General features: G+C 74.2%; 24 protein-coding genes. 15 read left to right on the top strand and 9 right to left on the bottom strand.

What is annotated here, in order from left to right; all coding sequences use genetic code 11:
- Positions 1-94: 94 nt before the first annotated feature.
- A complete protein-coding gene (gene lexA, locus FIC82_RS13505; protein ID WP_154798880.1) occupies positions 95-829 on the bottom strand; it encodes a transcriptional repressor LexA in 735 nt (244 codons plus the stop codon).
- Positions 830-1,161: 332 nt separating this feature from the next.
- Between lexA and FIC82_RS13500 the strand changes: the two genes are divergently transcribed.
- On the top strand, positions 1,162-1,533 hold the full coding sequence (locus FIC82_RS13500) for a LysM peptidoglycan-binding domain-containing protein (RefSeq protein WP_253691153.1): 372 nt from the start codon (positions 1,162-1,164) through the stop codon (positions 1,531-1,533).
- 424 nt (positions 1,534-1,957) lie between these two features.
- On the top strand, positions 1,958-2,494 hold the full coding sequence (gene nrdR / locus FIC82_RS13495) for a transcriptional regulator NrdR (protein WP_154798879.1): 537 nt from the start codon (positions 1,958-1,960) through the stop codon (positions 2,492-2,494).
- A gap of 82 nt (positions 2,495-2,576) precedes the next feature.
- On the opposite strand, the gene FIC82_RS13490 is transcribed toward nrdR, so the two are convergent.
- Complete coding sequence (locus FIC82_RS13490) at positions 2,577-3,665, bottom strand: aldo/keto reductase (protein ID WP_168731861.1); 1,089 nt, start codon at positions 3,663-3,665, stop codon at positions 2,577-2,579.
- 189 nt (positions 3,666-3,854) lie between these two features.
- Here FIC82_RS13490 and FIC82_RS13485 point away from each other — a divergent pair, with 189 nt between their 5' ends.
- Complete coding sequence (locus FIC82_RS13485; protein WP_154798878.1) at positions 3,855-4,049, top strand: DUF5302 domain-containing protein; 195 nt, start codon at positions 3,855-3,857, stop codon at positions 4,047-4,049.
- 62 nt (positions 4,050-4,111) lie between these two features.
- Here the strand turns inward: FIC82_RS13485 and FIC82_RS13480 are convergent, their stop codons facing one another.
- The 3 genes from FIC82_RS13480 to FIC82_RS13470 all read right to left on the bottom strand — a co-directional run bounded on the left by FIC82_RS13480 (position 4,112) and on the right by FIC82_RS13470 (position 8,217).
- Positions 4,112-4,531 (bottom strand): pyridoxamine 5'-phosphate oxidase family protein, encoded by a 420-nt coding sequence (locus FIC82_RS13480; RefSeq protein WP_154798877.1) that lies wholly within the window; start codon positions 4,529-4,531, stop codon positions 4,112-4,114.
- Between the two features lie 150 nt (positions 4,532-4,681).
- The gene (serA, locus tag FIC82_RS13475; protein WP_168731860.1) at positions 4,682-5,881 is read right to left on the bottom strand and encodes a phosphoglycerate dehydrogenase; all 1,200 of its coding nucleotides are present in this window, start codon (positions 5,879-5,881) and stop codon (positions 4,682-4,684) included.
- A gap of 95 nt (positions 5,882-5,976) precedes the next feature.
- Positions 5,977-8,217 carry a HelD family protein gene (locus FIC82_RS13470; RefSeq protein ID WP_253691151.1) on the bottom strand — a complete coding sequence of 747 codons (2,241 nt, stop codon included), beginning with the start codon at positions 8,215-8,217 and terminating at the stop codon, positions 5,977-5,979.
- 180 nt (positions 8,218-8,397) lie between these two features.
- Between FIC82_RS13470 and FIC82_RS13465 the strand changes: the two genes are divergently transcribed.
- The 5 genes from FIC82_RS13465 to FIC82_RS13445 all read left to right on the top strand — a co-directional run bounded on the left by FIC82_RS13465 (position 8,398) and on the right by FIC82_RS13445 (position 13,415).
- Positions 8,398-9,729: a PP2C family protein-serine/threonine phosphatase gene (locus FIC82_RS13465; protein ID WP_336240038.1), complete on the top strand. Its 1,332-nt coding sequence runs from the start codon at positions 8,398-8,400 to the stop codon at positions 9,727-9,729.
- The gene (locus FIC82_RS13460) at positions 9,726-11,396 is read left to right on the top strand and encodes a sensor histidine kinase (RefSeq protein WP_168731859.1); all 1,671 of its coding nucleotides are present in this window, start codon (positions 9,726-9,728) and stop codon (positions 11,394-11,396) included. Before FIC82_RS13465 ends, FIC82_RS13460 begins: the two co-directional genes overlap by 4 nt.
- Positions 11,393-11,833 (top strand): response regulator, encoded by a 441-nt coding sequence (locus tag FIC82_RS13455; protein ID WP_154798874.1) that lies wholly within the window; start codon positions 11,393-11,395, stop codon positions 11,831-11,833. The genes FIC82_RS13460 and FIC82_RS13455 overlap by 4 nt, the downstream gene beginning before the upstream one ends.
- A gap of 129 nt (positions 11,834-11,962) precedes the next feature.
- Positions 11,963-12,889, top strand: coding sequence for a proteasome assembly chaperone family protein (locus FIC82_RS13450; RefSeq protein WP_154798873.1), 927 nt, complete (start codon positions 11,963-11,965; stop codon positions 12,887-12,889).
- A 322-nt stretch (positions 12,890-13,211) separates the two neighbouring features.
- On the top strand, positions 13,212-13,415 hold the full coding sequence (locus FIC82_RS13445; RefSeq protein WP_034655075.1) for a cold-shock protein: 204 nt from the start codon (positions 13,212-13,214) through the stop codon (positions 13,413-13,415).
- An 81-nt stretch (positions 13,416-13,496) separates the two neighbouring features.
- On the opposite strand, the gene FIC82_RS13440 is transcribed toward FIC82_RS13445, so the two are convergent.
- Entirely contained in the window at positions 13,497-14,339 is an 843-nt protein-coding gene (locus FIC82_RS13440) for a spermidine synthase (protein WP_253691149.1), read from the bottom strand.
- Positions 14,340-14,535: 196 nt separating this feature from the next.
- On the opposite strand from FIC82_RS13440, the gene FIC82_RS13435 reads away from it, so the two are divergent.
- Genes FIC82_RS13435 through FIC82_RS13425 form a run of 3 tightly spaced genes read left to right on the top strand, consistent with a single transcriptional unit; the run spans position 14,536 to position 16,708 of the window.
- Positions 14,536-14,979, top strand: a complete 444-nt coding sequence (locus FIC82_RS13435; protein ID WP_154798871.1) for an SAV_6107 family HEPN domain-containing protein — start codon at positions 14,536-14,538, stop codon at positions 14,977-14,979.
- 39 nt (positions 14,980-15,018) lie between these two features.
- On the top strand, positions 15,019-16,275 hold the full coding sequence (locus FIC82_RS13430) for a DNA polymerase IV (protein ID WP_154798870.1): 1,257 nt from the start codon (positions 15,019-15,021) through the stop codon (positions 16,273-16,275).
- A gap of 37 nt (positions 16,276-16,312) precedes the next feature.
- Positions 16,313-16,708, top strand: a complete 396-nt coding sequence (locus FIC82_RS13425) for a DUF3040 domain-containing protein (protein WP_154798869.1) — start codon at positions 16,313-16,315, stop codon at positions 16,706-16,708.
- Here FIC82_RS13425 and FIC82_RS13420 read toward each other — a convergent pair.
- From FIC82_RS13420 to FIC82_RS13410, 3 genes are read right to left on the bottom strand one after another with little or no spacing between them, the layout of a single operon-like run.
- Entirely contained in the window at positions 16,656-18,956 is a 2,301-nt protein-coding gene (locus FIC82_RS13420) for a transglutaminase TgpA family protein (protein WP_154798868.1), read from the bottom strand. The genes FIC82_RS13425 and FIC82_RS13420 overlap by 53 nt on opposite strands.
- The gene (locus tag FIC82_RS13415) at positions 18,953-20,293 is read right to left on the bottom strand and encodes a DUF58 domain-containing protein (RefSeq protein WP_154798867.1); all 1,341 of its coding nucleotides are present in this window, start codon (positions 20,291-20,293) and stop codon (positions 18,953-18,955) included. The genes FIC82_RS13420 and FIC82_RS13415 overlap by 4 nt, the downstream gene beginning before the upstream one ends.
- A 1-nt stretch (position 20,294) precedes the next feature.
- Positions 20,295-21,314, bottom strand: coding sequence for an AAA family ATPase (locus tag FIC82_RS13410; RefSeq protein ID WP_418884322.1), 1,020 nt, complete (start codon positions 21,312-21,314; stop codon positions 20,295-20,297).
- A 337-nt stretch (positions 21,315-21,651) separates the two neighbouring features.
- On the opposite strand from FIC82_RS13410, the gene mraZ reads away from it, so the two are divergent.
- The 4 genes from mraZ to FIC82_RS13390 all read left to right on the top strand — a co-directional run bounded on the left by mraZ (position 21,652) and on the right by FIC82_RS13390 (position 25,762).
- Positions 21,652-22,086, top strand: coding sequence for a division/cell wall cluster transcriptional repressor MraZ (gene mraZ, locus FIC82_RS13405; protein ID WP_031316739.1), 435 nt, complete (start codon positions 21,652-21,654; stop codon positions 22,084-22,086).
- Positions 22,087-22,215: 129 nt separating this feature from the next.
- Positions 22,216-23,247, top strand: a complete 1,032-nt coding sequence (rsmH, locus tag FIC82_RS13400; protein ID WP_154798865.1) for a 16S rRNA (cytosine(1402)-N(4))-methyltransferase RsmH — start codon at positions 22,216-22,218, stop codon at positions 23,245-23,247.
- A complete protein-coding gene (gene ftsL, locus FIC82_RS13395; RefSeq protein WP_154798864.1) occupies positions 23,244-23,693 on the top strand; it encodes a cell division protein FtsL in 450 nt (149 codons plus the stop codon). The genes rsmH and ftsL overlap by 4 nt, the downstream gene beginning before the upstream one ends.
- Before the next feature lie 350 nt (positions 23,694-24,043).
- Positions 24,044-25,762: a peptidoglycan D,D-transpeptidase FtsI family protein gene (locus FIC82_RS13390; RefSeq protein ID WP_253691147.1), complete on the top strand. Its 1,719-nt coding sequence runs from the start codon at positions 24,044-24,046 to the stop codon at positions 25,760-25,762.
- Positions 25,763-25,813: the final 51 nt, after the last annotated feature.

Here is a 25,813-nt window from a genome sequence, read left to right as displayed (position 1 = left end):
CACCCGGCTCTCGCCCTGTTCACGGCTGAGGCATCACGTCCGCTGCCACCGGTCACGTACGAGCGCTCGGGGGGCACGCCGACGGCGGGGCCGTTCAGAGGCTGCGCAGCACCGAGACGACACGACCGAGCACCTGGGCGTCGTCGCCCGGGATCGGGTCGTAGGCCGCGTTGTGCGGCATGAGCCAGACGTGCCCGTCCGCGCGCCGCAGGCTCTTCACCGTGGCCTCGCCGTCGATCATCGCCGCCACGATCTCGCCGTTCTCCGCGACCGGCTGCCGGCGCACGACGACCCAGTCGCCGTCGCAGATCGCCGCGTCGACCATCGAGTCGCCCTGCACGCGCAGGAGGAAGAGCTCACCCTCGCCGACGAGCTGGCGGGGCAGCGGGAAGACGTCCTCGACGACCTGCTCCGCGAGGATCGGTCCGCCGGCGGCGATGCGGCCGACGACCGGGACGTACGACGGCGCGGGGTGCGCCTCGTCGTACGTCGGCTCGGTCGCGCCGCCCGCCGCCACGAGCGGGGTCGCGCGGCGCGCGTCGTCGGGCTGGACGACCTCGATCGCGCGGGGGCGGTTGGGGTCCCGGCGCAGGAAGCCCTTGCGCTCGAGGGTCGTGAGCTGGTGCTTCACGGACGACGGGCTCGTGAGCCCGACGGCCTCGCCGATCTCGCGCATGCTCGGCGGGTAGCCGCGCTGCTCGACGCACGCGCGGATCGTCTCGAGCACGAGACGCTGCCGCGGGGTGAGCCCGTCACCCCCTGCCGACCCGTCCGGGAGCTCGCGCACCTCGGCGAGCCCCCGTGCCCTGTCCGTGCCTCGTCCCGCCATGGTCGCTCCGCCTCGTCCGTCGTGGCCGCCGACGCCTCCCGGGTCTGCGACCTCCCCTCCCCGCGGCGTGCGCCCCGGGACCACGGTCGCTCCTCCGGGTCCGAGCGGACATGTCCGGCGAACCGACCTGCACCCAGGCTAGGGGAGGTTGCGACACGAATCAAACACCTGTTCGAGCATGTCTCGACTCCGTGGGTCGTCCGTGGTAGACCTTCGTACAGGTGTTCTACGTACACGTGTTCGACCGCCCGGGTCGGCACGGAGGCGAAGGGCTCGCGGAGCCCGATCGACCGGGGAAGGCGATCGGGCCCGCGAGCCGGGACGGAGCAGGCATGGAAGCGATGGCGATCTCGACGGTCGGGCCCCTCGGGCCTACGGGCGGGGCTGCGGCGAGGGGCCGCGCGGGGGAGCGGCCGCTGCGGCTCACGCGACGCGGCCGCGCGGTGCTCGTGCTCCTGGCCGCCGTGGTCCTGCTGCTCGCCGCGCGCGTGGGCGTCGCGGTCGCGAGCGGGCCGGGCGAGCCCCTGGAGGTCCGGGTCCACGTCGTGAGCTCTGGGGAGACGCTGTGGGAGCTCGCTCGCGGCGTCGCGGAGCCGGGTGAGGACCTGCGCGACGTGGTGAGCGGGCTCGCCGAGCTCAACGGGCTCTCGTCGTCGGGGCTCCAGGTCGGGCAGCGGCTCCTCCTTCCGGTCGACGCGGAGTGAGGGGCGGCGTGCGGGGCAGGTCGGAGGATGCCGGGCCGACTGTGACGCAGGACACGTCGGCGACGGTCCGGAAGTGAGCCCCTGGGCTTGCGCGACGCCTTAGGTCGACCTAAGTTAGTGTCACCTCACACGCCGGCTGGGGGGCTGGGCGAACGAGGCGAGGAGCACGCGGTCCACCGCGTCTCCTGTGCGCGTCGCCGCGCGTGAGGCGAGTCACGCGCGAGATGGGGACGGGGGCGTCCCGACGGGGGCGGTCGATCACGACCGCCCCCGTTCTGCTGTCCACCGGCGCCTGCGCGGCCGCGTGCGCGCCGCACGCCCCGTCCACGGGCGGTCGGCGTCGTCGGCGTGTTGCACCGCTTGGCCGTGACGGCATACGTTCGTCGCGCCGACCTGTCGGCGAGACCCCGCGGAGGAGCCCGCCATGCACTGCCCGTTCTGCCGCCACGCGGACTCCCGCGTCGTCGACTCGCGCACCTCGGACGACGGGGCGTCGATCCGGCGGCGCCGTCAGTGCCCCGAGTGCAACCGGCGCTTCACGACCATCGAGACCGCCAGCCTGTCGGTGGTCAAGCGCTCCGGGGTCACGGAACCGTTCTCCCGGGAGAAGATCGTCAACGGTGTGCGCAAGGCGTGCCAGGGCCGGCCCGTCAACGAGGACGACCTCGCGGTGCTCGCGCAGCGCGTCGAGGAGACGATCCGGGCGAGCGGCAGCGCCGAGCTCGACGCGTACGAGATCGGGCTCGCGATCCTCGGGCCGCTGCGCGAGCTCGACGAGGTCGCGTACCTGCGCTTCGCGAGCGTCTATCAGGCGTTCGACTCGCTCGAGGACTTCGAGAGCGCCATCACCTCGCTGCGGGTCGAACGCGAGGAGCGCGAGTCTGCCGCGGCACGTTCCGAGGCTGCCGCGTCCGGCGCGGTCCCGAGCGCCGATGCCGAGGAGTCGGCGTCCCGGACCTGAGCAGGCCGGGCACCTCGGGACGGTCGTGCACCTGCGACGTCCGCCCGCAGAGCTCAAGGGTGCTGCAGGGGGCGCGGGAGGGCTACAGGTCGCTGGACCGGGACGCCCAGATGTTGATACCCGTGTCCGACGGCAGCGCGTCGACCGCCTCGAGCTCCTCCGCCGAGAGCGCCGGCGCGTCCAGCGCCGCGAGGTTGTCGTCGAGCTGGCGCGTCGAGCTCGCCCCGAGGAGGACCGACGTGACGCGCTCGTCCCGCAGCGCCCAGAGGATCGCCGTCGTCGCGAGGCTGCGCCCGTGGGCGCGCGCGAGCCCGTCGAGCCGGCGGACGTGGGCGAGGTTCGTCTCCGAGAGGAACGCCGGGCGGAGCGGACCGCCGCGCGCGGCCCGCGAGCCCGCCGGGACGCCGTCGAGGTAGCGGTCGGTCAGCATCCCCTGCGCGAGCGGTGAGAAGGCCACGACGCCGAGTCCCTCGGCTCCGGCGACATCGAGCACGGACGCTCCCGCGGGGTCGTGCGGGTCCGGTTCCTCGATCCACCGGTTGAGCATCGAGTGCGACACCTGCGTCACGACGAGGTCCACGCCGACCTGCTCCGCGACCCGCAACGCCTCCGCCGTGCGCCGCGCCGAGTAGGACGAGATGCCCGCGTAGCGCGCGCGCCCCGAGCGCACCGCGGTGGCGAGCGCCCCGATCGTCTCGGTGAGCGGGGTCGTCGGGTCGAAGCGGTGGGAGTAGAAGATGTCGACGTGGTCCAGCCCGAGGCGGCGGAGCGACGCGTCCAGGGAGGAGAGGAGGTACTTGCGCGAACCTCCCTCCCCGTACGGCCCGGGTCCCATCCGGTAGCCGGCCTTGGTCGTCACGACGAGCTCGTCGCGCAGCGGGCGCAGCTCGCGGGCGAGCAGACGCCCCAGCGACTCCTCCGCTGCTCCGCCCGGTGGGCCGTAGTTGTTCGCGAGGTCGAGGTGGGTCACGCCCCGGTCCACGGCGTGCAGGACGATCTCGCGCTGCGTGGACCACGGGTCTGCCTCACCGAAGTTCTGCCACAGCCCGAGCGACACCACGGGAAGGGTCAGCCCGGTACGGCCGAGGCGTCGGTGCGGGAGCGGACCACCGACGTCGGGCGTCGCGCCGGACGCCTCGTCGGTCCTCGGGGTGGGAGCATCGGGCGGCACGGCGCTGACGCTACCCGACGCACGCGGTGCGCGGTGCGCCGCGGTCACGTCCGGCGGGCAAATCAGTTGGCGTCGGGCGTCGCCGTGGGGGAGGCTGTCGGGGTGCTCGGAGTGCTGGGCGGACCACGGAGCGGGACCGCCGGAGCGCACCGGGCACAGACCGAAGTCCCCACCGACGAGGAGATCGCCATGGCGTCCGACCAGCAGCGTCCAGCGGCTGACACCGCACCGACCGAGGAGGCCAAGGCGAAGTTCCGCGAGGCGCTCGACCGCAAGAACGCGACGCGTCATCGCACGACGGACGGCGAGTCCAACACGGGCTCCGTGCACGGCTCCGAGACCGTCGGCCCGGTCCAGCGCACCTTCCGCCGCAAGTCCGGCTGACCACCGCCCTCACCTCGTCCGGTCGTCCCCGCGCGGGGTGGCCGGACGACGTGCGTCCGGACTCAGCCCCCCGAGCGGGCGAAGCGGCGACCGGTGACGTCGCGCGCCTCGACGACGACCCATTCCTCGGTCGGGACGTCGACGGTCGGGACGAGCGGCGGCGCGTCCTCCTGGACGGCGTCCACCTCGTGCTCGGAACGGATCCGGTGCGCGGTGCCGCGAGCGACGACGCTCCACGCCCCGTCCCCGTCGACGTGGTCCCACTCGAGGGCGACGCGCTCGTTGGTGACGAGCGTCGCGAGCTTGGTGCCCGGGACGGTGCGGAAGGCGATCGTGCGCTCGTGCGCGCGCACGGTCACGGGGAAGATGTCCGGCTCCCCCCGGACGCTCACGGCGAGGCGTGCGACATGGGTCCCCTCCACGAGGTCCCAGCACGCGTCGGCGTCGAGGACCTGCGGCGCGTCGTGCGTGTATCCGGTCATGCCTCATCGTGGCACCGGGCCGTGCCGGCCGCTCAGCGGCGAAGGTCATGGCGCACGAGGACCTTCGCCGCGTGCGCCGGACGGAACCGGGGCACGCGGCGAAGGTCGACGCGACGCCACGCGGGGCGCAGCGTCGTGAGTGCTGCCTCGTCAGTCGAGGACGCGCAGGGCGATCGTCTGCTCCATGGCGGCGAGCGCCTCGATCACGGCGGGCTCGACGCGCGAGCCGACGTCGGTGACGACGTAGCCGATCTCGCCGCGCGTGGCGAGGAGCTGGCCCTCGATGTTGGTGCCGTGCTCGGCGAGCGTCGCGTTGACCGCGGCGAGCACACCCGGGGTGTTGCGGTGCAGGTGCGTCACGCGCGTGATCCCGGTGGTCTGCTCGAGCGCGAGGTTCGGGACGTTGACGCTGAGCGTCGTCGAGCCCGTCGTGAGGTAGTCGCGCAGCTTGGCCGACACGAACTGCCCGATCGCCTCCTGCGCCTCCTCGGTGGACCCGCCGATGTGCGGGGTGAGGATGACGTTCGGCAGACCGCGCAGCTCGGAGTCGAAGCTGTCGCCCTTGCGCTTGGGCTCGTGCGGGAACACGTCCACGGCGGCGCCGGAGACGCGACCCTCGACGATCGCCTCGCGCAGCGCGCCGTAGTCCACGACGAACCCGCGCGACAGGTTGAGGAAGATCGCCCCCGGGCGCATCCGGGCGAACTGCTTGGCCCCGAAGAGGCCCGCGTTGCCCTGGCGGCCGTCGACGTGCAGCGTGACGACGTCCGCCTGCTCGAGCAGCTCGTCGAGCGTGTCCATGCGGCGCGCGTTGCCGAGCGCGAGCTTCTCCGCCGTGTCGTAGAAGACGACCGACATGCCGAGGTTCTCCGCCACGACGGAGAGCTGCGTGCCGATGTTGCCGTAGCCGACGATGCCGAGCGTGCGCCCGCGAACCTCGTGCGCGCCCTCGGCCGACTTGTCCCAGCGGCCCTCGTGCAGGGCGCGGTCGCGCTCCGTGAGGCGGCGCGTGAGCGCGATGATCTCGGCCAGCGCGAGCTCGACGACGGAGCGCGTGTTCTGGAACGGCGCGTTGAACACGGCGACGCCCTGCGTCGCCGCGGACCGCAGGTCGATCTGGTTCGTGCCGATGCAGAACGCACCGAGCGCCACCAGGTCGGGGGCGTTCTCGAGCACGTTCGCGGTGACGTTCGTCTTGGACCGGATGCCGAGCAGGTGGACCCCGTCGAGGGCCTCGATCAGCTCGGACTCGTCGAGGGCGCCGGTCCGGACGGTGACGTCGATGCCCGCCGCCTCGAGGTTCGAGGCGGCGAGTGGGTGCAGGTTTTCGAGGAGGAGGGCGCGTAGCACGCTCCCATGGTGCGCCCGTCCCGCGGTCCGGACCAAACGGGTCTTGACCCTCGGGACGAGGTGACGGGTCCGTCGCGCACCACCGTCCCGCGCGGTCAGCCGGCGGAAGGGCCCCGACCGTCCGGACCCGGGGTGTCGACGCCCTCCGGGAGCGGGCGCGCGTGCACGACGACCAGGCGCTGGGTCGGGCGGGTCATGGCCACGTAGAGGTCCGAGGCGCCCGAGGGACCGGCCGCGACCTCGGAGGGCTCCACGAGCACGACGGCGTCGAACTCCAGACCCTTGACCTGGACCGGGTCGAGCACCGCGACCGGGGCGTCGGGGCCGTCGTCCTCGAGACCGAGCGCGACCCGCAGGGAGGGGACGGCCGGCGCGGCGGCGACGACGGCGACACGCCCCGACTCCGCGGCGACGAACTCCGCGCGCGCCGCGTCCGCCGCGTCCCGCACCCGGGCGTACAGGTCGTCCGGTGCGGACTCGACCACGCGCAGCGCGTCCTCGACGTCGCGCGCGGACGTGAGCGGGGAGACCGGCAGCCCGGCGGCGAGGGCGGCGCGGCGCGCGGCGTCGGCGACCGATGCGGGAGTGCGGTAGTTCACGGTCAGCTCCGCGAGGCGCCACGCGTCGCGGAAGACCGGGTCGAGCATGCCCTTCCACGAGCGTGCCCCGGCGAGCGACGACGTCTGCGCGACGTCGCCCACGACGGTGAACGAGCGCGTCGGGCACCGGCGCACGAGCATGCGCCACGCCATCGCCGAGAGCTCCTGCGCCTCGTCGACCACGACGTGCCCGTAGGTCCACGTGCGGTCCTGCGCGGCACGCTCGGCCGTGGTGAGGCGCGGCCCGCTCGCCGAGAACCGCTCGGCCAGCACGTCCGCCCCGACGATCCCGCCGCCCGCGCCGGACGACTCGAGCACCTGCCGCGCGTACTCGAGGTCGCGCGCGTGCTGCGCCGCACGTGCGGCGGCCTCGGCACGCTCCGCCTGGTCGTCCTCGCCGAGCAGCTCGGCCGCCTCGTCGAGGAGCGGCACGTCCGCCGGGGTCCACGGCGAGCCCTTCGGACGCTCCAGCAGGCGCCGGTCGTCGGGCGAGAGCTCCGGCGCTGCCTCGGCGAGCCGGTGCGGCTTGGTCCACAGGTCCTCGACCAGGCGTTCCGGGGTGAGGGGCAGCCACGCGAGGTTGAGCGCGACGCGCACGTCCCGGTGCGACCGCAGGTCCTCGAGCGCGATCGTGCGGTCCTCGCCCGCGAGGGGCTCTCCCAGCGCGCGGCCGTACTGGTCCACGAGGCGGGACAGCATCTCGCGCACGAACGTCACGCGCGCCAGGTTGTGCGGCTTGTGCGTGCGCCGGGCCTTGGCGATCGCGTCGCGCACGTCGCGGCGGCGGATCAGCAGGTCGTGCCCGTCGAGCCGCACGGGGACGTCCTGGGCGGGCACCCGCTCGCGTGCCCGGACCGCTCGCCGCACGGCGCGGGCCATGACGGCGCGGCCCTTGACCCGCGAGACCCGCGGGTCCTCCGCGCCGTCGGCCACCACCCCCGGCAGGAGGTCGGAGACCGTCGTGCTCACGACCCCCGTCTCGCCGAGCGACGGCAGGACCTGGTCGATGTACCGGAGGAACGAGTGGCTGGGGCCCACGAGCAGGACCCCGGACCGTTCCAGGAGGCGACGGTGCGCGTACAGGAGGTAGGCGGCGCGGTGCAGCGCGACGGCCGTCTTGCCCGTGCCCGGGCCGCCCTGCACCACGAGCGCCCCGGCGAGCCCGGACCGGATGATCGTGTCCTGCTCGGCCTGGATCGTCGCGACGATGTCGCCCATGCGCCCGGTGCGGCCCGCGGCCATCGCGGCGAGGAGGGCGCCCTCCCCGGAGAGCGTGGTGCCCGCGACGACGTCGTGCGCGTCGAGGTCGAGGAGCTCGTCCTCGAGGCCCGTGACGGCGCGCCCGCGCGTCACCAGGTGCCGGCGGCGGACGACGCCGTCCGGGTGGGCCGCCGTCGCGCGGTAGAACGACTGCGCCGCGGGCGCACGCCAGTCGGTGAGGAGGCTCGTGTGCTCGGCGTCGGTCAGCCCGATGCGTCCGACGTAGCGGAGCGTGCCGTCCTCCAGGTCGAGGCGACCGAACGCGAGCCGGTCCTCCACGGCGTCGAGCTGGGCGACGCGGTCCTCGTACAGCGTCGCGAACGCGTCGCGCTCGCTCCGGTTCTGCGGCGAGCCCGACGGGCCGGAACGGCGGACGCCGTCGAGCCGGGCGCGGGCGGCCGCGCGCAGCTCGTCGAGGCGTGCGTAGAGGGTGTCCACGACCTCCTGCTCGAGCCGGAGCTCGTCGTTGCGTCCCACGCTGTCCCTTCCCTCGGCCGGGCGTCGCGCCCGAGCGCCGCCCGTGACACGGCCGTCCATTATGGCCCACGGGCGTCCGCCTCCGGACCCGTGCCCGGCGCGTCCCGCGTCCGTGACCGGGCCCGACGCGAGGCTGCCGCTAGGATCGTGGCCCATGGCGACCAGAGGGGAGCGGGCGTCGTGACCGGGAGAGGCCGTGAGGTCCCCGCGCGACCCTCGGCGCGGGGCGACGAGGCGGCCGCGGGAGGGCCCCTGCACGCCGAGCGCGCGGTCCTCGCCCCGACCGACGAGCTGAGCGTCCTCCTGGTCGAGGACGACGACGGCGACGCGATCCTCGTCGAGGAGCTGCTCTCCGACGGCAACCTCACGGTCGAGCTCCACCGCGCCACGACGCTCGACGCGGCGCTCGACACCCTCGGCACCCGGCACGTCGACTGCGTGCTGCTCGACCTCGGCCTGCCCGACTCGGTCGGTCTGTCCGCGGTCGAGCGCGTCCGCGCAGGTGTCCGCCCGCCCGCCCTCGTCGTCCTCACCGGGCACTCGGGCGTCGACCTCGGGGTGCAGGCCGTCGCGGCCGGCGCCGACGACTACCTCGTCAAGGGCGAGGTCGACGGGGACCTGCTCGGACGGTCCGTCCGCTACGCCGTCCAGCGCCGCATGTCCGTCGAGCAGCAGCGTGCGCTGTACCGCAGCGAGGTGCGCGCGGCGGAGACGGCGCGCCTCGAGCGCGCGCTCCTGCCCACGCCCCTGGTCCAGGACGACCGGATCGACGTCATGGTGGGGTACGTCCCCGGCGGGAACGGTCTCCTCGGCGGAGACTTCTTCGACGCCGTCGAGCGCCCGGACGGCACCGTCCTGTGCGTCATCGGCGACGTCGCGGGGCACGGGCCCGACGAGGCCGCGCTCGGTGCGACCCTGCGCACGGCCTGGCGCACCATCGTCCTCAGCGACACCCCGCCCGAGGCGATCCTGCCGCTCCTCGAACGCGTCCTCGTGCCCGAGCGTGCTCGCCCCGAGGTCTTCGTCACGCTCTGCCAGGTCGTGATCTCCGCCGACCGGCGCACCGCCGAGGTCTACCTCGCCGGTCACCTCGCCCCCCTGCTCCTGAGGGACACCGCGGCCGAGATCACCCCGACCGCCCGCGGCCGCGCCCTCGGCATCCCCGTGACCGGCGGGTGGGAGTCCCAGTCCGTCGACCTGGGGGAACGGTGGGCCCTCATGCTCTACACCGACGGGCTCGTCGAGGCGACGGTCGCGAGCTCGGGCGGTGCGACGGGCTCGCGCACACGCCAGGAGCGCGTCGGGGTCGACGGACTGCGCCGCGCCGTCGACAGCGCGCTCGAGCACGGGGTCGAGGGGGTCGTGGAGCGGGTCTTCCGCCGGGTGCGCGAGCTGCACGGTGGGCCGCTCGCCGACGACGCGGCGCTGCTCGTGCTGGGTTGGGGCGGGGACGAGGGCGTCCCGGGGGAGCGGACCGCGACCCTCGCGGACTCGGAGGAGTGGGTGCGGTGAGCGGGACGACCGGGACCGGCCGGACGCGTCCGCGTCGCGCCCCCACCCTGCGCCGTCGGCTCGGGTGGTCGCTCGTCGTCGCGGGCGTCATCCTGCTGGGCGTCCTCGCGACCTCGGCCATCGCGCTCTCGCGCGTGCTGGAGATCCAGGACGAGGTCACCGGGCCGTTCTTCGACGCCGTGTCCGGTGCGGACGCCGCGTACGTGGGCCTGCTCGACGCCGAGGTCGCGGTCCGCGCCTACGTCGCGACCGGGGACGACACGGCGCTCGAGGCGTACACCCGGGCGGTCGGGACGGATGCCGAGGGTGTCGTCCCGGACTCCGCCCTCGTGGAGCTGCTCGGGCTCGACGAGGAGCAGGCCGCGACGCTCTCGGAGGCCGACAGGTCGGTGCGCGCCTGGGTCACGGACTACGCCGAACCCGCCATCGAGACCACGGAGGACGAGGGTCCGGGCCGGGTCCGTGCCGTGGACCAGGCGCGCGGGGCCGAGCTGTTCGCCGACGCGCGCGCCGACACGGCCCGGTACGTCGACGCGATCCGCGCCGAGCGTCTCGAGCGGCTGGACGCGCTCGACCGGTGGAGCAGGGCGTTGTTCGGCAGCGTGCTCGTCCTCGTGGGGTCGGCGCTCGCGGTCGGGATCATCCTGTGGGTGTGCCTCAAGCGATGGGTCACCGAGCCGATGGCGGAGCTCGCGCACCGCGTGCGGCTCGTCAGCTCCGGACGCCTCGACGAGCCGGTCGTCACGTCCGGTCCGGCCGAGATCGCCGACCTCGCGCAGGACGTGGAGCACATGCGCGTCGAGCTCGTGAACCAGGTCGCCGAGATCAAGGCCTCGCACGAGGACGCGGCCCGGTCGCACGAGCTCCTCGCCGAGCAGGCGAGCGAGCTCGAACGGTCCAACCGCGACCTCGAGCAGTTCGCGTACGTCGCGTCCCACGACCTCCAGGAGCCGCTGCGCAAGGTCGCGAGCTTCACGCAGCTCCTCAAGAAGCGCTACGGCGGACAGCTCGACGACCGGGCCGACCAGTACATCGACTTCGCGGTCGACGGTGCCAAGCGCATGCAGCGGCTCATCCAGGACCTGCTCGGCTTCTCGCGCGTCGGGCGGACCGGCAACGAGCGCGTCGACGTCGACCTCGAGCGGGAGGTCGAGGTCGTGCTCGCCGACCTGTCCGAGACGGTCGTGGAGACGGGGGCGACCATCACGCACGACCCGCTGCCCGTCGTCGTGGGCGAGCGCGCGCTCCTCCACCAGCTCCTCGCGAACCTGCTGGGCAACGCGCTGAAGTTCCGCGACCCCGAGCGGTCTCCGGTCGTGCACGTCGGCGTCCTCGCGCGTGACACGCACTGGGAGATCTCGGTCGAGGACAACGGGATCGGCATCGATCCCCAGTACGCCGAGCGGGTGTTCGTGATCTTCCAGCGCCTGCACGCCAAGGACGTGTACGAGGGCACGGGGATCGGTCTCGCGCTGTGCAAGCGCATCGTCGAGTACCACGGCGGACGGATCTGGATCGAGCCGCGCACGGGAGGGACCACGATCCGGTTCACGCTGGCGCACGCCTACGTCCACGCGCAGGTCGGCTACGCTCGCTCCGACCACGACGGCGCGCCCACGGCGGCACCGGTCCGCGCGCGCCACGACGACGAGGAGAACCCCGCATGAGCCACGGCACCAAGCCGATCGACGTCCTCCTGGTGGAGGACGACCCCGGCGACGTGCTCATGACGCGCGAGGCCTTCGAGGACCACAAGCTCACCAACCGGCTCTCGGTCGTCTCCGACGGGGTGAGCGCGCTGCAGTTCCTGCGCAAGGAGGGTGAGCACGCCGACGCCCCGACGCCCGACCTCATCCTCCTCGACCTCAACCTCCCGCGGATGGACGGGCGCGAGGTCCTCGCCGAGCTCAAGGCCGACGAGGCGCTGCGCAAGATCCCGGTCGTGGTGCTCACGACGTCGGAGGCCGAGGAGGACGTCGTGCGCAGCTACTCGCTGCACGCGAACGCCTACGTGACCAAGCCCGTGGACTTCGACCGGTTCATCGACGTGGTGCGCCAGATCGACGACTTCTTCGTCTCCGTGGTGCGGCTGCCCGGTCGCTGACCCGGGCCCACCCGGACCCGCCCGCGCGGGACGGGTCGGGAAGAACCTCGGGCCGAGCCGTGTTGTCCTCGTCAGGCTCGTCGCGCGCCGTCGGCAGCGCACGGGCGAAGGACGTCACGAGGAGGATGCATGCTGGACCCTCGCGGGATCTACGAGCTCGACGAGCAGGCGGTGGCGCGACTGTGGCCCGTGCCGCCCGAACCGGGCGCGGGGCCGATGCTGCTGCACGCCGTCGCGGGCTTCGTCGACGCGGGCAGCGCCGGCGAGGTGGCGGTCGACCACCTGCTGGAGATCGGGGAGGTCACCCGCGTCGTGACGTTCGACGTCGACCAGCTCCTGGACTACCGCTCCAAGCGCGCCACGATGACCTTCAGCACCGACCGGTGGTCGGACTACGACGAGCCGCACCTGGTGATCGACCACGTGCGCGACGCGGAGGGGACGGGGTTCCTCCTGCTGCACGGCGCCGAGCCGGACGTGCAGTGGGAACGTGTGGTCGCGGCCGTGACCGACGTCGTCGAGCGCCTCGGCGTGTCGCTCACCGTCGGTTTCCACGGGATCCCGATGGGGATCCCGCACACCCGGCCCCTGTCGGTCACCGCGCACGCGACGCGGCCCGAGCTGCTCGGCGAGCACACGTCGTGGTTCGGCACGGTGAAGGTCCCGGCCAGCCTCGCCGCGCTGCTCGAGCTGCGGCTCGGCCGGGCGGAGCACGACGCGCTCGGGATCACCGTGCACGTGCCGCACTACCTCGCGCAGTCGTCGTACCCGCCCGCCGCGGTGGTCGCGCTCGAGCACGTGCAGCGCGTCACGGGTCTCGACCTGGCGACGGCCGGGCTCGCCGAGGCGGTCCTCGACGCGAAGACCGAGGTCGAGCGCCAGGTGCGCGACTCGGAGGAGGTCGCCGCGGTCGTGCGCGCGCTCGAGGAGCAGTACGACGCGTTCGCGCGCTCCGTCGGGCGGACGAGCCTGCTCGCCGAGTCCGCGCCGATCCCGACGGCCGACGAGCTCGGTGCCGAGTTCGAGCGGTTCCTTGCCCAGCAGTCGGGGGACTGAGCGGCGGTTCCGGCCCGGCCCGCCGTGCCGCGGGCAGGGGTGGAATGTGCGGAAAAATCATCACGAGAGGTGGCGAGTTTCCGTGGCGGACCGGACGTGGTCCGTGCCACACTGTCACCCGTTGCAGTGACGTACTTGCGCACGACCCGGTGCAGGGCCGGTACGTGGGTCCGCCCGGCGGGGCGGTCCGGCGTCGGGCTCGCCGGCCGCACACGGCCGGGCTGCCGGCGAAGGACGTGGGACATGGCATTGCGGCGCACGGGGGTGGACGAAGGGTCCGCTCGCTGATGTCCCCGGATGGACAGAAGGTCAGAGGAAGAGCATGGCGCAGGGTTCTGTGAAGTGGTTCAACGCCGAGAAGGGCTACGGCTTCATCGCGCAGGACGGCGGCGGTGCCGACGTCTTCGTGCACTACTCGGCGATCGAGTCGAACGGGTACCGCACGCTCGACGAGGCGCAGCGGGTCGAGTTCGAGATCACCCAGGGGCCGAAGGGCCCGCAGGCGGAGAAGGTCCGTCCGCTCTGACGTCATCGACGTCCGGCGGTCGGGTCACCCGGTCCTCGCAACGCAGGAGCCGCGCCCCTCGGGCGCGGCTCCTGTCGCGTCTCACGACCCGTCCGCCGCCCTGCTGTCGTTCGGCGCATCCTCGGGGTCTGCGAGCACCGGCGCGGTGCCCACGAACGCGCGGAGCTCGTCGCCCGTGACGACGCGCGCCGGGACGGCGAGCGAGCGGACGGCACGCGCCAGCGTCGTGCTCGACAGGCTCGGCGCACCTGAACCGGCGCGGACCGCGGCCAGCACGACGTTGCCGTACCGCCGGCCCTTGAGCTGCGCGGGCTCCGCGATCGCCGCGACCCGGCCCTCCGCGGCGGACGTCTCCCCGAACGCGGCCGCGAGGGTCGCGGCCTCTCGGCGCGCCGTCGTGAGCGGCGGGCGGTCGGCGCAGTTGACCAGGTAGACGCCGCCCGGGCGCAGGACGCGGTGCACCTCGACCGCCATGCCGAGGGTCGTGAGGTGGTCGGGCGTGCGATCGCCGTCGAACACGTCGCGCACGACGACGTCGTACGAGGCGTCGGGCAGGCTCGCCACCGCGTGCCGCGCGTCGTCGGGACGCAGCCGGAGGCGCGGTGCCCGCGGCAGGTCGAACCACGTGCGCACCAGCTCGAGCAGGCGGGCGTCGAGGTCGACGCCGAGCTGGGTCGAGCCCGGCCGGGTGTGCTCGACCCAGCGGGGCAGGCTGCACCCCGCCGCGCCGAGGTGCAGCGCGCGCAGGGGCGCGGAACCGAGCTCGTCCACGATGGCGGCCATCTGCTGCATGTACTCGAACGCGAGCATCCCGGGGTCGTCGAGGTCGAGGTACGAGCTCGGGACACCGTTGACGAAGAGCGTGACGGCCGACGGGAGGTCGGGGTCGCGTTCGACGCGCGCGGTGCCCGTCGACGTCGGCACGGGCCCGGTCGGGAGGTCCGGCCCGGCGGTCCCGCTGCGGCCCCCGCCGCCCCGACGCCGGGACGGTGTGGGTGGCGCGGAGGACCCTGAGGAGCGTCGGGAGGTGCGGCGAGCCATGTGCTCACGGTACGGGCTCGACCACGCCCGACGTTGACAGGATCGAACAGGTGTTCGATAGTGGAGGAGGAGGTGCGCGATGTCGAACGAAGCAGGCGCGAGGGGGGCGGTCGCCGTCCCCGCCGAGGTCCGTCGGCTGCTGGACCGCGCGGACGCGGAGCTCGTCGCGGCCGCGCTCGCGCAGGACGCGGGCGAGCGCTACGTGCACTCCCACCTCGGGGCCCTGCGTGCGGCAGCGGCGGTCGTCGCGCTCCGCGCCCGTCCGGCGCGCCGGGGCCGCGCGCGCTCGGTCTGGGACCAGCTCGCCGACGCCGAGCCGTCGCTCGCGGCGTGGTCCGGCTACTTCGCGAGCGGGGCACGCGTCCGCGCCGCCGTCGACGCGGGTCGGTTCGACGCCGTGGACCCGCGCCGGGCCGACGAGCTCATGGCGTGCGCGGAGGACTTCCGCGACGAGGTCGCGATGCTCGTCGACCCGGACGCCGGGTTCGTCCGGCTGCCCGGTCTGCGGACGGTGGCGTCGTGACCCTGGCGCGGCCCACGTCGAGCGACCGGTGAGGCGGCGATGAGCCGCGGGCCGCGCGCGGTCGTCCGTCGTGACTGGGGCGACGACGAGGAGGGATGCTCCATCCTCCACGTCGACATGGACGCGTTCTTCGCGTCCGTCGAGCTCGCCCGGCGTCCCCAGCTCGTGGGGCGGCCGGTCATCGTCGGCGGCGCGGAACGAGGCGTCGTCCTCGCGGCGACCTACGAGGCGCGGGCGTTCGGCGTCCATTCGGCGATGCCGATGGTGACCGCGCGCCGGCTGTGCCCGCAGGCGATCGTCGTCCCGCCGGACCACACGCGCTACTACGAGGTCTCCCGCGCGGTCATGGCGGCGATCGGCGAGATCACCGCGCTCGTGGAGCAGGTGAGCGTCGACGAGGCCTTCCTGGACGTGAGCGGGGCGCGGCGGCGCCTCGGGCCTCCGACGCGGATCGCGGCCGAGCTCCGGCGTCGCGTGCGGGCGGAGCACGGCATCACCTGCTCGGTCGGGATCGCGACGAACAAGTTCGTCGCCAAGTTGGCCTCGACGCACGCCAAGCCCGACGGCGTGCTCCTCGTGCCGGCGGCCGCCACCGTCCCGTTCCTGCGCACGCTGCCCGTCGGCGCGCTGTGGGGCGTGGGGGAGCGGACCGAGAGCGCACTCGCGCAGTGGGGCATCCGCACCGTCGCCGAGCTCGCCGACACGGACGTGGCGTCGCTCCAGACGGCGGTCGGCAAGGTCGCGGGAGCGCACCTGCACGACCTCGCGTGGGGGCGCGACCCCCGGCCGGTCGAGCCGGAGCGGTCGGAGCGGAGCATCGGTGCCGAGACGACCTTCGCACACGACCTGCGCGACCTCACGGCGGTCCAGGCGCGTGTGCTGGAGCTCGCGGACCGGTGCGCCGGCCGGCTGCGCCACCAAGGTCTCGTCGCGCGCACCGTGAGCGTGAAGGTCCGGACGAGCGACTTCCGCACCGTGACCCGCGCGCGGACCCTGGGCGCCCCGACGGACGTCGCACGCGAGATCTACCTCGTGGCGCGCGAGCTCGTCGCGAGCGTCGACCTGCGGGGTCTCGCCGTCCGGCTCGTGGGAGTCCGTGCCGAGGGTCTCGAGCCCCGTGCGGAGGCCGTCGTGCAGCCCACGCTCGAGGAAGCCGTCGAGGAGACGAGCGCGGCCCGGCGTCGGGTGGAGGAGGCCGTCGACGCGGTCCGCGGGCGGTTCGGGGTGAGATCCATCGCGATGGGGCCTGCCAAGGCCCGCTCGACTACCACCCCCGCGGATGTCGATCTATCCTGAGGGGGACACTCGACCACCGTGGAGAAACGGGGTGCTCATGCCTCTGTCTGAGTACGAGCAGAAGGTCTTGGAGCAGATGGAGCGCGCGCTCACCTCGGACGACCCGCGGTTGGCGAACACGCTCCAGGCGCCACGACGACGTTCGGCGCTGCGCTATGTCCTGGCCGGGGTCGGTGTGGTGGGAGGTCTTCTCCTGCTGGTCCTGGGAGCCGCGCTCTCGCAGACCTGGCTCGGCGTGATCGGATTCGTCCTCATGTTCGCGGGCGTCGTGCTGGTCTTCCAGGCCCCGCGCGCGTCGCGGAAGGGACCGGTCGGCACCGTCGAGGCCGACGGGACCGTCCGCCCTGCTGCACCGAGCAAGCCGGCGCGCAAGCCCTTCCTCAGCCGGCTGGAAGAGCGCTGGGACCGTCGGCGTGAGCAGGACGGTCGCTGAGCGAACGCTCCACGCCGTCGACCGCCGCGTCGACCAGCTCCTGCAGGCGGTGCGCGGGGAGGGCCTGACCTGGTCGCCGCGCGTAGCGCTCCGACTCGAGCGCTGACGCGATCGCCGCGATGGACTCGGCCACGTCCTCGTCGAGCGGATGGGTGCTGCGCCGTGCCTGGAGCGACGCGATCACGACCGCGGGCACGTTCCGCGGCGTGGTCGACGCAGCCCAGTGCACGTCGAGCAGGCCCAGCCTCTGCCCGAGCTCGGCCCACGCGTCCTCGGCGTCGTGCAGGGTCTCCGGCTCGGTGCGTCGCCGCAGCACGACCCACACGGCCGCAGCGACGACGAGCGCCCCGAGCAGCGCGACCCCGACGACCAGCGGCCAGGGCGTGCCCTCGGCCGCGCCGCCGCCGGTGGTGGTGCTCGTGCCCGGCGAGGTGGGGACAGGGCTCACCGGTGCCGAGGGCGCCGCGGTCGTCGCGCCGGGCGTCGGGACGTTGCCCAGGTCGCCCGGTGCTCCGGGCGTGACGGCGACCGGCGTGGCCCACCGGGGGGTCGGACCGGTCTGCTGGGCCGGGGTCGGCTCGAACCGGACCCAGCCCTGGCCGGGGAAGTAGAGCTCGGGCCACGCGTGGGAGTCGCGGCCGGTGACCTGGAAGCTGGCGTCGCCGACCCGCTCGCCCGGGAGGAAGCCCACGCCGAGCCGCGCCGGGATCCCGAGCGTCCGGGCCATCATCGTCATCGACGTCGCGAACTGGACGCAGTAGCCCGTGCGGTCCTGGAGGAAGTCCCACACCGCGTCCCCGGTGTCACCCGGCGGGACCTCGGTCGAGTACGTGAACCGTGACGCGTCGCGGAAGTAGGTCTGCAGGGCGAGCGCCTGGTCGTACCGGGTCGTGGCGCCGTCGACGACGGTCGCGGCCAGGTCACGGATGTCCTGCTCGTGCTCCGTCGCCGGCACGTCGAGGTAGTTGGGGTCGTCCGGGTCGCCGCCCGACGCGTCGCGCAGCGTGTCCGCGTCGAGCGGCCGGGGGAAGACGGTGAGGTCGTAGGAGAGCCCGGCGTCCGTCGGCTGGTCCCCGAGCACCTCGTCGCGGACGTCGTCGTACGACCAGTCGCCGTCGACGTCCACGGTGCGCGGCTCGGTCGGCACCGGGAGCTTCGTGTCGCGCAGGGACTCGAGCGTCACCCGCAGCGAGGTCGGTTCCTCGTCGGTCGCGGTGTCGTCCGGCCACAGGAGCTGCTCGGGGTCGTCGATCGGCGCCCCGTCGCGGTCCGCGCCGCGCCGCCAGTTCGTGCCGTCGAACCCCGTCAGCGTGAAGACGCGCAGCGGGCCGACGTCGTCGGCGTCTGTCCGGTACCGCAGCACCACCTCGCCCGACCGCTCGGCGAGGTTGCGCCGCATGTCGAGGTCGTCCGAGAGGCGCACCGTCTGGCCGGTGGACGAGAAGAGGCGCGACCACGACGCCGAGGCGACCTCGGGCAGGGATGCGCTCGCCGACCCGAGCCCCAGCGAGACGACCGCGACCACGACGGCGAGGACGAGCGCCCCCGCGGCGCGCAGCCCGGTCGCGGCCCGGTCCTCGGGGCGCCGCGAGGAGGTGCCACGGCGCACGGTGCGGTGCGGGTTGTCGACCGCGAGCAGGAGGACGAGCGCGGTGACGGTGACCACGAAGGCGAGTGGCGGGACCTCGCCCATGATGACGAGCCCCGGCACCCACAGCGCGAGCAGCGGGAGCGCGACCCCGCTGCCGAGCCGCAGGCCGCCCGCCATGAGGTCGGCGACGAGGAACACGACGACCGCGCCACCGACGGCCATGAGCGCGATGGGCAGGCTGGGGTCGATCGGAGCGACCTCGGCGAGCGTGAGGTCGCGCGCGGTCGAGAGGCGGGACAGCACGCGGTCGACGTTCGAGAGCCCGATGAGGAGCGAGAACCGGTCGGTCGGGCCCCCGTAGAGGCCGAGGAGCGCCCAGAGCCCGACGACGAGGCCCGCGAGCGACGGCAGGAGCGCTGCCGGCGGGGCGAGCGGCTCGCCGCGGGACGCCCGGCCCCGTTCGAGCGCGTAGCGGGAGACGCCCGTGACGACCGCCAGGACGGCGATGGTCCGCACGGCCGTGCCGGTCCAGCCGCCCGGCCCGATGACGCTGCCGAGCGCGTAGGTGGACGCCGTGACGGCCACGGCGACCAGCGCGCTCGTGGCGAGGACGCGGAACGCGACGGCGCTCGACCCGTCCGGTCGGGGTGTGGTCATCGTTGCCCCTCCACGAGCAGGGTCCAGGCGTGCTCGAGCGACGCGGAGGTGTCCACGAGCGCGGCGTGCCACCCGGTGGACCGCAGCGCGGCGACCGTCTCGACGGCGTCGGCGTGCTCGGGCGCCCACGGCCGGGCGCTCACGACGAGCGCGCGGTGCACGCCGTCGCCGGCCATCGCGGCGACCGTGTGCCGCGCGACCGAGCCGAGCGGACCGAGGACCGCGACGGTGATCTCGCCCGGTCGCCGGTCGCGCCGCAGCGCCTCGGTGGTCGCCGCGATCGCACGGTCGGCGTCCGCGACGACCTGGTGCCCGTGCAGGTCGACGGTGGCGTCGAGGAGGTCCGCGGGCCCCTCGCCGGACCGGTTGACGCGGAAGCCCGCCCCGGAGACGACGGGCGCCAGCGACGTGGGTACGAGCCGGACGGGGTGGCCGGCCTGGAGCAGGGAGACGCCGATGGACGCCGCGCACTCGACGGCCCACTCGCCGTCGGCGAGCGCGCGGGGGCTCGACGCCGCGAGCTCGGGGTGCGGCAGGAGCCCGCGGTCGAGGAGCACGCTCACGGGGGGCAGGCCGGCGCTCTCGTCGGCGCGGACCATGAGCTGGCCGTGCCGGGCCGCGCTGACCCAGTGCACGCGCCGGGGATCGTCGCCGGCCACGTAGTCGCGGAGCACGGAGTCGTCGCTCGACGCGAGGCGGGCGCCCGACGCGGAGCGCTCGTGCTCGCCGAAGGCACGGGCGCCCCGGACGGGCAGCTCGACCGTGCGGGGCCAGACGGCGACCGACGTGGGGTCGCCGAGCTCCTGGGTCGCGCTGACGAGGCCGAAGAGGTCCGCGCGGGTCGTGAGGAGCGGGCCGAGGGGCCATCGTCCGCGGCGGAGCGGACGCAGGCGGTACCGGACCGCGATGTGGTCGCCCACGGTCGCGACCTGCGCGCGCAGCGAACCCTGGTCGCACAGCTCGTGCGCGGCCTGCTCGCTGATGCGCAGACGCGCGAGCGTCGCGGCCGTCGACGACGTGGTCCGGGCCGCCGCGACGGTCAGGCGCGCCGTCGTGAACTGGCCGCGCACGGCGGGGTTCGGCTGGACGCGCCGGGTCACGTGCAGGGCGCCGCGGCCGCGGTCGATCCGTCGGACGGACATCCAGCACCAGGCGGCGCCGACGGTGAGGGCCCCGGCGGCACCGAGGCCGACGACGTCCGGGAGGCCGAGCGTGACACCGAGGACGACGAGCGCGGCGCCCGCGGCGAGCACGACCGCACCACGCCGGGTCAGGCGCGCGCGGGACAGGCTCCGGGCTCGCTCGCGGAGTCGTGCGAGGGGTGACGGGACGCGCACGTCAGCGTCGCTCGGTCGCGTCCAGGGCGGGGATCGGGGTCTGCGCCACGATCGACGTGACGACGGCCTCGGCGTCCTGGCCGGCGAGCCGGGCCTCCGTCGTCACGACGAGCCGGTGCGCGAGCACCGGGACGGCGAGGTACTGCACGTCGTCCGGCAGCACGTGGTCGCGCCCCGCCATGGCCGCGAGGGACTTCGCCGCCCGCAGGAGCTGGAGGGTCGTGCGGGGCGAGGCACCGAGGCGCAGGCCGGGGTGCTCGCGCGTCGCGGTGACGAGGGCGAGGACGTACCGCTTGACGGCGGGGGAGGCATGGACCGCGCGCGCGACCGCGGCGAAGCGCAGGACGGCCGCCCCGGTGGTCACGGGCCGCAGGTGCGCGAGCGGGTTGTCCGACTCCTGCCGGTCGAGCATCCGCAGCTCGGCGTCGACGTCCGGGTAGCCGACCGTGAGCCGCGCCATGAAGCGGTCCCGCTGCGCCTCCGGGAGGGGGTACGTGCCCTCCATCTCGACGGGGTTCTGGGTCGCGACGACGAGGAAGGGGCTCGGGAGCTGGTGCGTCGTCCCGTCGACCGTCGTCTGCCCCTCCTCCATGCACTCGAGGAGCGCCGACTGCGTCTTGGGGGAGGCGCGGTTGATCTCGTCGCCGATGACGATGTTCGAGAAGACCGGACCGGGGCGGAACTCGAACTCGTGGTTCGCGGCCCGGTAGATGTTGACGCCGGTGAGGTCGCTCGGGAGCAGGTCCGGGGTGAACTGGATGCGGCCGATCTTGCAGTCGATCGTGCGGGCGAGCGCCTTGGCGAGGGTGGTCTTGCCGACGCCGGGGACGTCCTCGATGAGGAGGTGACCCTGCGCGATCAGCACCGCGACGGTGGTCGTCACGAGGTCCGGTCGGCCGGTGACGACGGACTCGATGCCGGAGCGGATCCGCCCGGTCGTCTCGACGAGCTCGTCGAGGCCGTCGAGGAGGTCGGCACCCGGCTCGTCGGAGGGCGCGACAGGGGCGATGTCGGGGAGCACGGGTGACCTCCGTCGTCGGTGGCGCAGGGCCGCGGGCCGGCCAGACCGCGGGTGGGACGAGCCTAGTGGACCCTCGGCGGTGCGTGGTGCGCGCGGGACGGCGCGACGAGCTCCGGGAGCCCGCCCGATCCGTCGGCGACGCGCCATGGGGAGTCCTCCCCTCCACACCGCCCCACCCTCGCTGACCTGCGGAGATCCTGCGAAGGGGGGTGAAAGTCGGTGCGTTCACCGAGAGCGGTGGAGGGAAGTGGAGTACCGTGGAGGAGAAGGGAGCAGGAGGGGAGGTGCCAGGTGCATGTCCGGTTTCGTGGACGAGGTGCTCGGCGGTTCCTCCGGCCTGCTCCTGGGCACCTTCACGCCACGTCTGGACGACAAGGGGAGGCTCATCCTCCCCGCGAAGTTCCGGTCGCGGCTCGCACCGGGTCTCGTCATGACGCGGGGGCAGGAGCGCTGTCTGTTCCTGCTGCCGATGGACGAGTTCCGGCGCATGTACGACCAGATCCGGCAGGCGCCGGTGACGAGCAAGCAGGCCCGGGACTACCTGCGCGTCTTCCTCTCGGGGGCGAGCGACGAGATCCCGGACAAGCAGGGACGCGTCTCGATCCCCGCGCCCCTGCGGGCGTACGCGGGGCTCGACCGCGACGTCGCCGTGATCGGCGCCGGCACGCGGGTCGAGATCTGGGACGCGCAGGCCTGGGAGACGTACCTCGCGGAGCAGGAGTCGGCATACTCCGACACCGCGGAGGAGGTGTTCCCGGACCTGCGCTTCTAGGGCCCGCACGGTGAGGCCTCCTCCCGCCCGGTCTGGCGCACTTCCCCGGCGCCAGAAAGGACGCGGAGGGAGACCTGACCGTGCGGACCGGAGCACGACGAGCACGGACGACGAGGAGAGGAGGACGACATGACGGGCACACCTGATGACGCCGCGGAGCGCCATGTTCCGGTCCTGCTCCAGCGCTGCGTCGACCTCCTCGCCCCGGCTCTCGCCGAGCCGGGCGCTGTCCTCGTCGACTGCACGCTCGGGATGGGCGGGCACAGCGAGGCGGTCCTGGAGCAGGTCCCGACGGCGCGCGTCGTCGGCATCGACCGCGACCCCGAGGCGATCGCCCGCGCGTCGCGCCGTCTCGAGCGGTTCGGTGACCGGTTCCGCGCCGTGCACGCCGTCTACGACGAGATCGGCGACGTGGTGAGCGACGTCGTCGGCGGGCCCGTCCAGGGCGTGCTCATGGACCTCGGGGTGTCCTCGCTGCAGATCGACGAGGCCGACCGCGGGTTCTCCTACGCGCACGACGCGCCGCTCGACATGCGCATGGACCCGACGACCGGCCAGACCGCCGCCGACGTCCTCAACACCTACGACGAGCGCGCGCTCACGCGGATCCTGCGCGAGTACGGCGAGGAGCGGTTCGCCCAGCGCGTCGCCCGGGCGATCGTCCGACGGCGCGAGCAGCGCCCGTGGGAGCGCAGCGCCGAGCTCGTCGAGGTCGTCCGCGCGGCGATCCCCGCCGCGACGCGTACGACGGGCGGCAACCCCGCCAAGCGGACGTTCCAGGCGCTGCGGATCGAGGTGAACGGCGAGCTCGAGGTGCTCGAGCGCGCGGTCCCTGACGCGGTGGACGTGCTCGCCGTGGGCGGCCGCGTCGTCGTCGAGTCGTACCACTCGCTCGAGGACCGGATCGTCAAGCGCGTCCTGGCCGCGGGGGCGACGATCAGCGCCCCACCCGGGCTCCCGGTCGTGCCGGACGAGGACCAGCCGTACCTGCGGCTCCTCACCCGGGGCGCGGAGGAGGCATCCGCCGTCGAGCGGGAGTCCAACCCGCGCTCGGCGTCCGTACGGCTCCGCGCCGCGGAGCGCACCCGGTCCACGCCGGCCCACCGTCGCCCGCACCGACCGACCGACCGACCGCACGATCCCGGGGAGAGGACACGATGAGCGCACAGAGGTCGACCGCCGCCCGCCCGCTCCCGCGCACCGCGCGCCCGGCACCCGCACCGCGCCCGTCGCTCACGGCGCTGCCCGGTGGAGCGCCCGAGCGCGCGCTCCGCTCGCGTCTCGAGCTCGTCCGGGCGCCGCTCCAGGCGCGGTCCAAGATCCCGTTCCTCGTCGTCTGCATGTCGATCCTCGGGCTGGCGCTGCTGTGTGCTCTCCTGGTGAACACGACGATGGCGCGCAACTCCTACGAGATGTCGGAGCTGCGCCGGGAGGTGAGCCGGGTGGCGCAGGACACGCAGAGCCTGCAGGCGCAGGTGGCAGAGCAGAAGACCGCGCTGCCCGACACCGCCCGCGCGCTCGGCATGGTCGAGGCGGAGGACCCGGCGATGCTCCGGCTGGCCGACGGCTCGGTCCTGGGCATGCCGCAGGAGGAGGCCGGGCAGTGACGCAGGGGACCGGGTCAGGACGCGCGGGCCGGTCGCGGTCGGCCGCGAGCACTCCGCGGTCGCGTCCCGCTCCCACGGCCTCCCGGCCCTCGCCGGGGGGCCGCGGCGCTTCCCGGGCCCGCACGGTGCCGGAGGGACGCTCCGCGTCCGGGAGAGGTACGGCGTCGAGCGGTCGCCCGACGACGCCGACGGCTCGCGCGGGATCGTCGTCCACGCGCGGTCGGACGTCGGGCGGCCGGTCGCCGGCCGTCGCCCGCGGCCCGCGGAGCGGCAGCCGTCCGCCTGCGGGACCGGTCAGAGGCGCCCGCGAACCCGGCAGGCCCGAGCGCCGGCAGCGCTGGCTCATCGTCGTGGCGGGCCTGATCACCGCGGCGTTCGTCGTCCAGCTCGTCAACGTCCAGGTCTTCAAGGGCCCCGCGCTCGCGGCCGAGGCACGCGACGACCGGACGCGCAGCTCGACGCTGCTCGCCCACCGTGGGGACGTCACGGACGCCGACGGCGTCGTGCTGGCCACGTCCGTGGACCGCTACACGGTCGCGGCCGACCCGTTGCGGATCGCGGAGTTCGAGCCGCGCCCCGGTGACCTCGTCGACGGCGAGCCGTTGGAGGAGGGCGGTGCCGTCGGGGTGGCGAAGCTGCTCGCTCCGATCCTCGGACGTCCGGCGGTCGAGCTCGCCGCCCAGCTCAACGGGACGTCGCGCTACCTGATCCTCGCCAAGGACGTCACTCCCGAGGTGCAGCGCCAGATCACGGACCTGCGGCTCTCCGCGTTCGTCAGCACCACCATGACGAGCGAGCGGACCTACCCCGCCGGCACGGTCGCGGGCAACCTCGTGGGTTTCGTCAACGAGGAGCAGACCGGCGGCGGCGGCGTCGAGGCGTCCTACGAAGACGTGCTCGCGGGCACGCCCGGCTCGCGCGAGTGCGAGGCCGGTCTGGGCGGCCAGGTCATCCCGACCGGGCGCTGCGACGTCGTGGACGCCGTCCCGGGGCAGGACGTGCGGCTCACGATCCTGCGCGACGTGCAGTGGAAGGCGCAGGACTCGGTGGACCGGGCCGTGAGCGAGACCGGCGCGGAGTACGCGATCGCCGTCGTGCAGGACGTCCGGACGGGCGAGGTCCTCGCGCTCGCGGACTCCGGGACCGTGAACCCGAACGACCGCACGACGGACGCCGTCGCGCGGCCGAGCCGTGCCGTGTCGAACGTGTTCGACCCCGGTTCGACGGGCAAGGTGGTCACGATGGCCGCCGCGATCGAGGGCGGGTACGCGGACGCGGGCACGCAGTTCGAGGTGGCCGACCGGTACACGACGCCCAACGGCCAGACCTTCAAGGACTCGCACGACCACCCGGTGCAGCGGCTCACGCTCGCCGGGATCCTGGCCGAGTCGTCGAACACCGGGACGGTCCAGGTCGGGGAGCAGATCCCCAAGCAGGTGCGGTACGACTACCTGCGCAAGTTCGGGTTCGGGGAGAAGTCGGGCCTCGGTCTGCCCGGGGAGTCCGCCGGGATCCTGCACCCCGCCGACGCGTGGGACGGGCGGACCGAGTACGCCGTGCTCTTCGGGCAGAGCGTGTCGGTCAACGCGATCCAGGCGACCAGCGTCTTCTCGACGATCGCGAACGGCGGTCTCCGCACGACGCCGTCCGTCGTCGCCGGGACGACGGACGACGGCGGTGCGCTCGTCCCCGTGGACCGTCCGGCGCCGGAGCGCGTGGTCTCGCAGGAGACCGCGGACACCGTGCTGCACATGATGGAGTCCGTCGTGGAGGAGGGCACGGGGTCGAGCGCCTCGGTGCCCGGGTACCGCGTCGCGGGCAAGACCGGCACCGCGGAGGCGGCGGGCGCCGACGGGAAGCTCTCGGGGATCATGGCGTCGTTCATCGGCGTCGCACCCGCCGACGACCCGCGCTACACGGTCTCGGTCTTCCTCAAGAACCCGCACTCGTCGATCTTCGGTGGCGTCGTCGCCGCCCCGGTGTTCAGCGAGATCATGGGCTTCACCCTCGAGCACGAGGGCGTGCAGCCCAGCACGGAACCGTACGTGCCGCTCCCGACGACGTGGTGAACCTCACCCTGTCGACCGTCCCGGTGGAGCGAGGGCGTCGCGGTGTCCGCG

This window comes from Cellulosimicrobium protaetiae, assembly GCF_009708005.2.
Lineage (GTDB): Bacteria > Actinomycetota > Actinomycetes > Actinomycetales > Cellulomonadaceae > Cellulosimicrobium > Cellulosimicrobium protaetiae.
The sequence above is the reverse complement of the archived record's forward strand: the minus strand, read 5'-3'. Positions and strand labels throughout refer to the sequence as shown.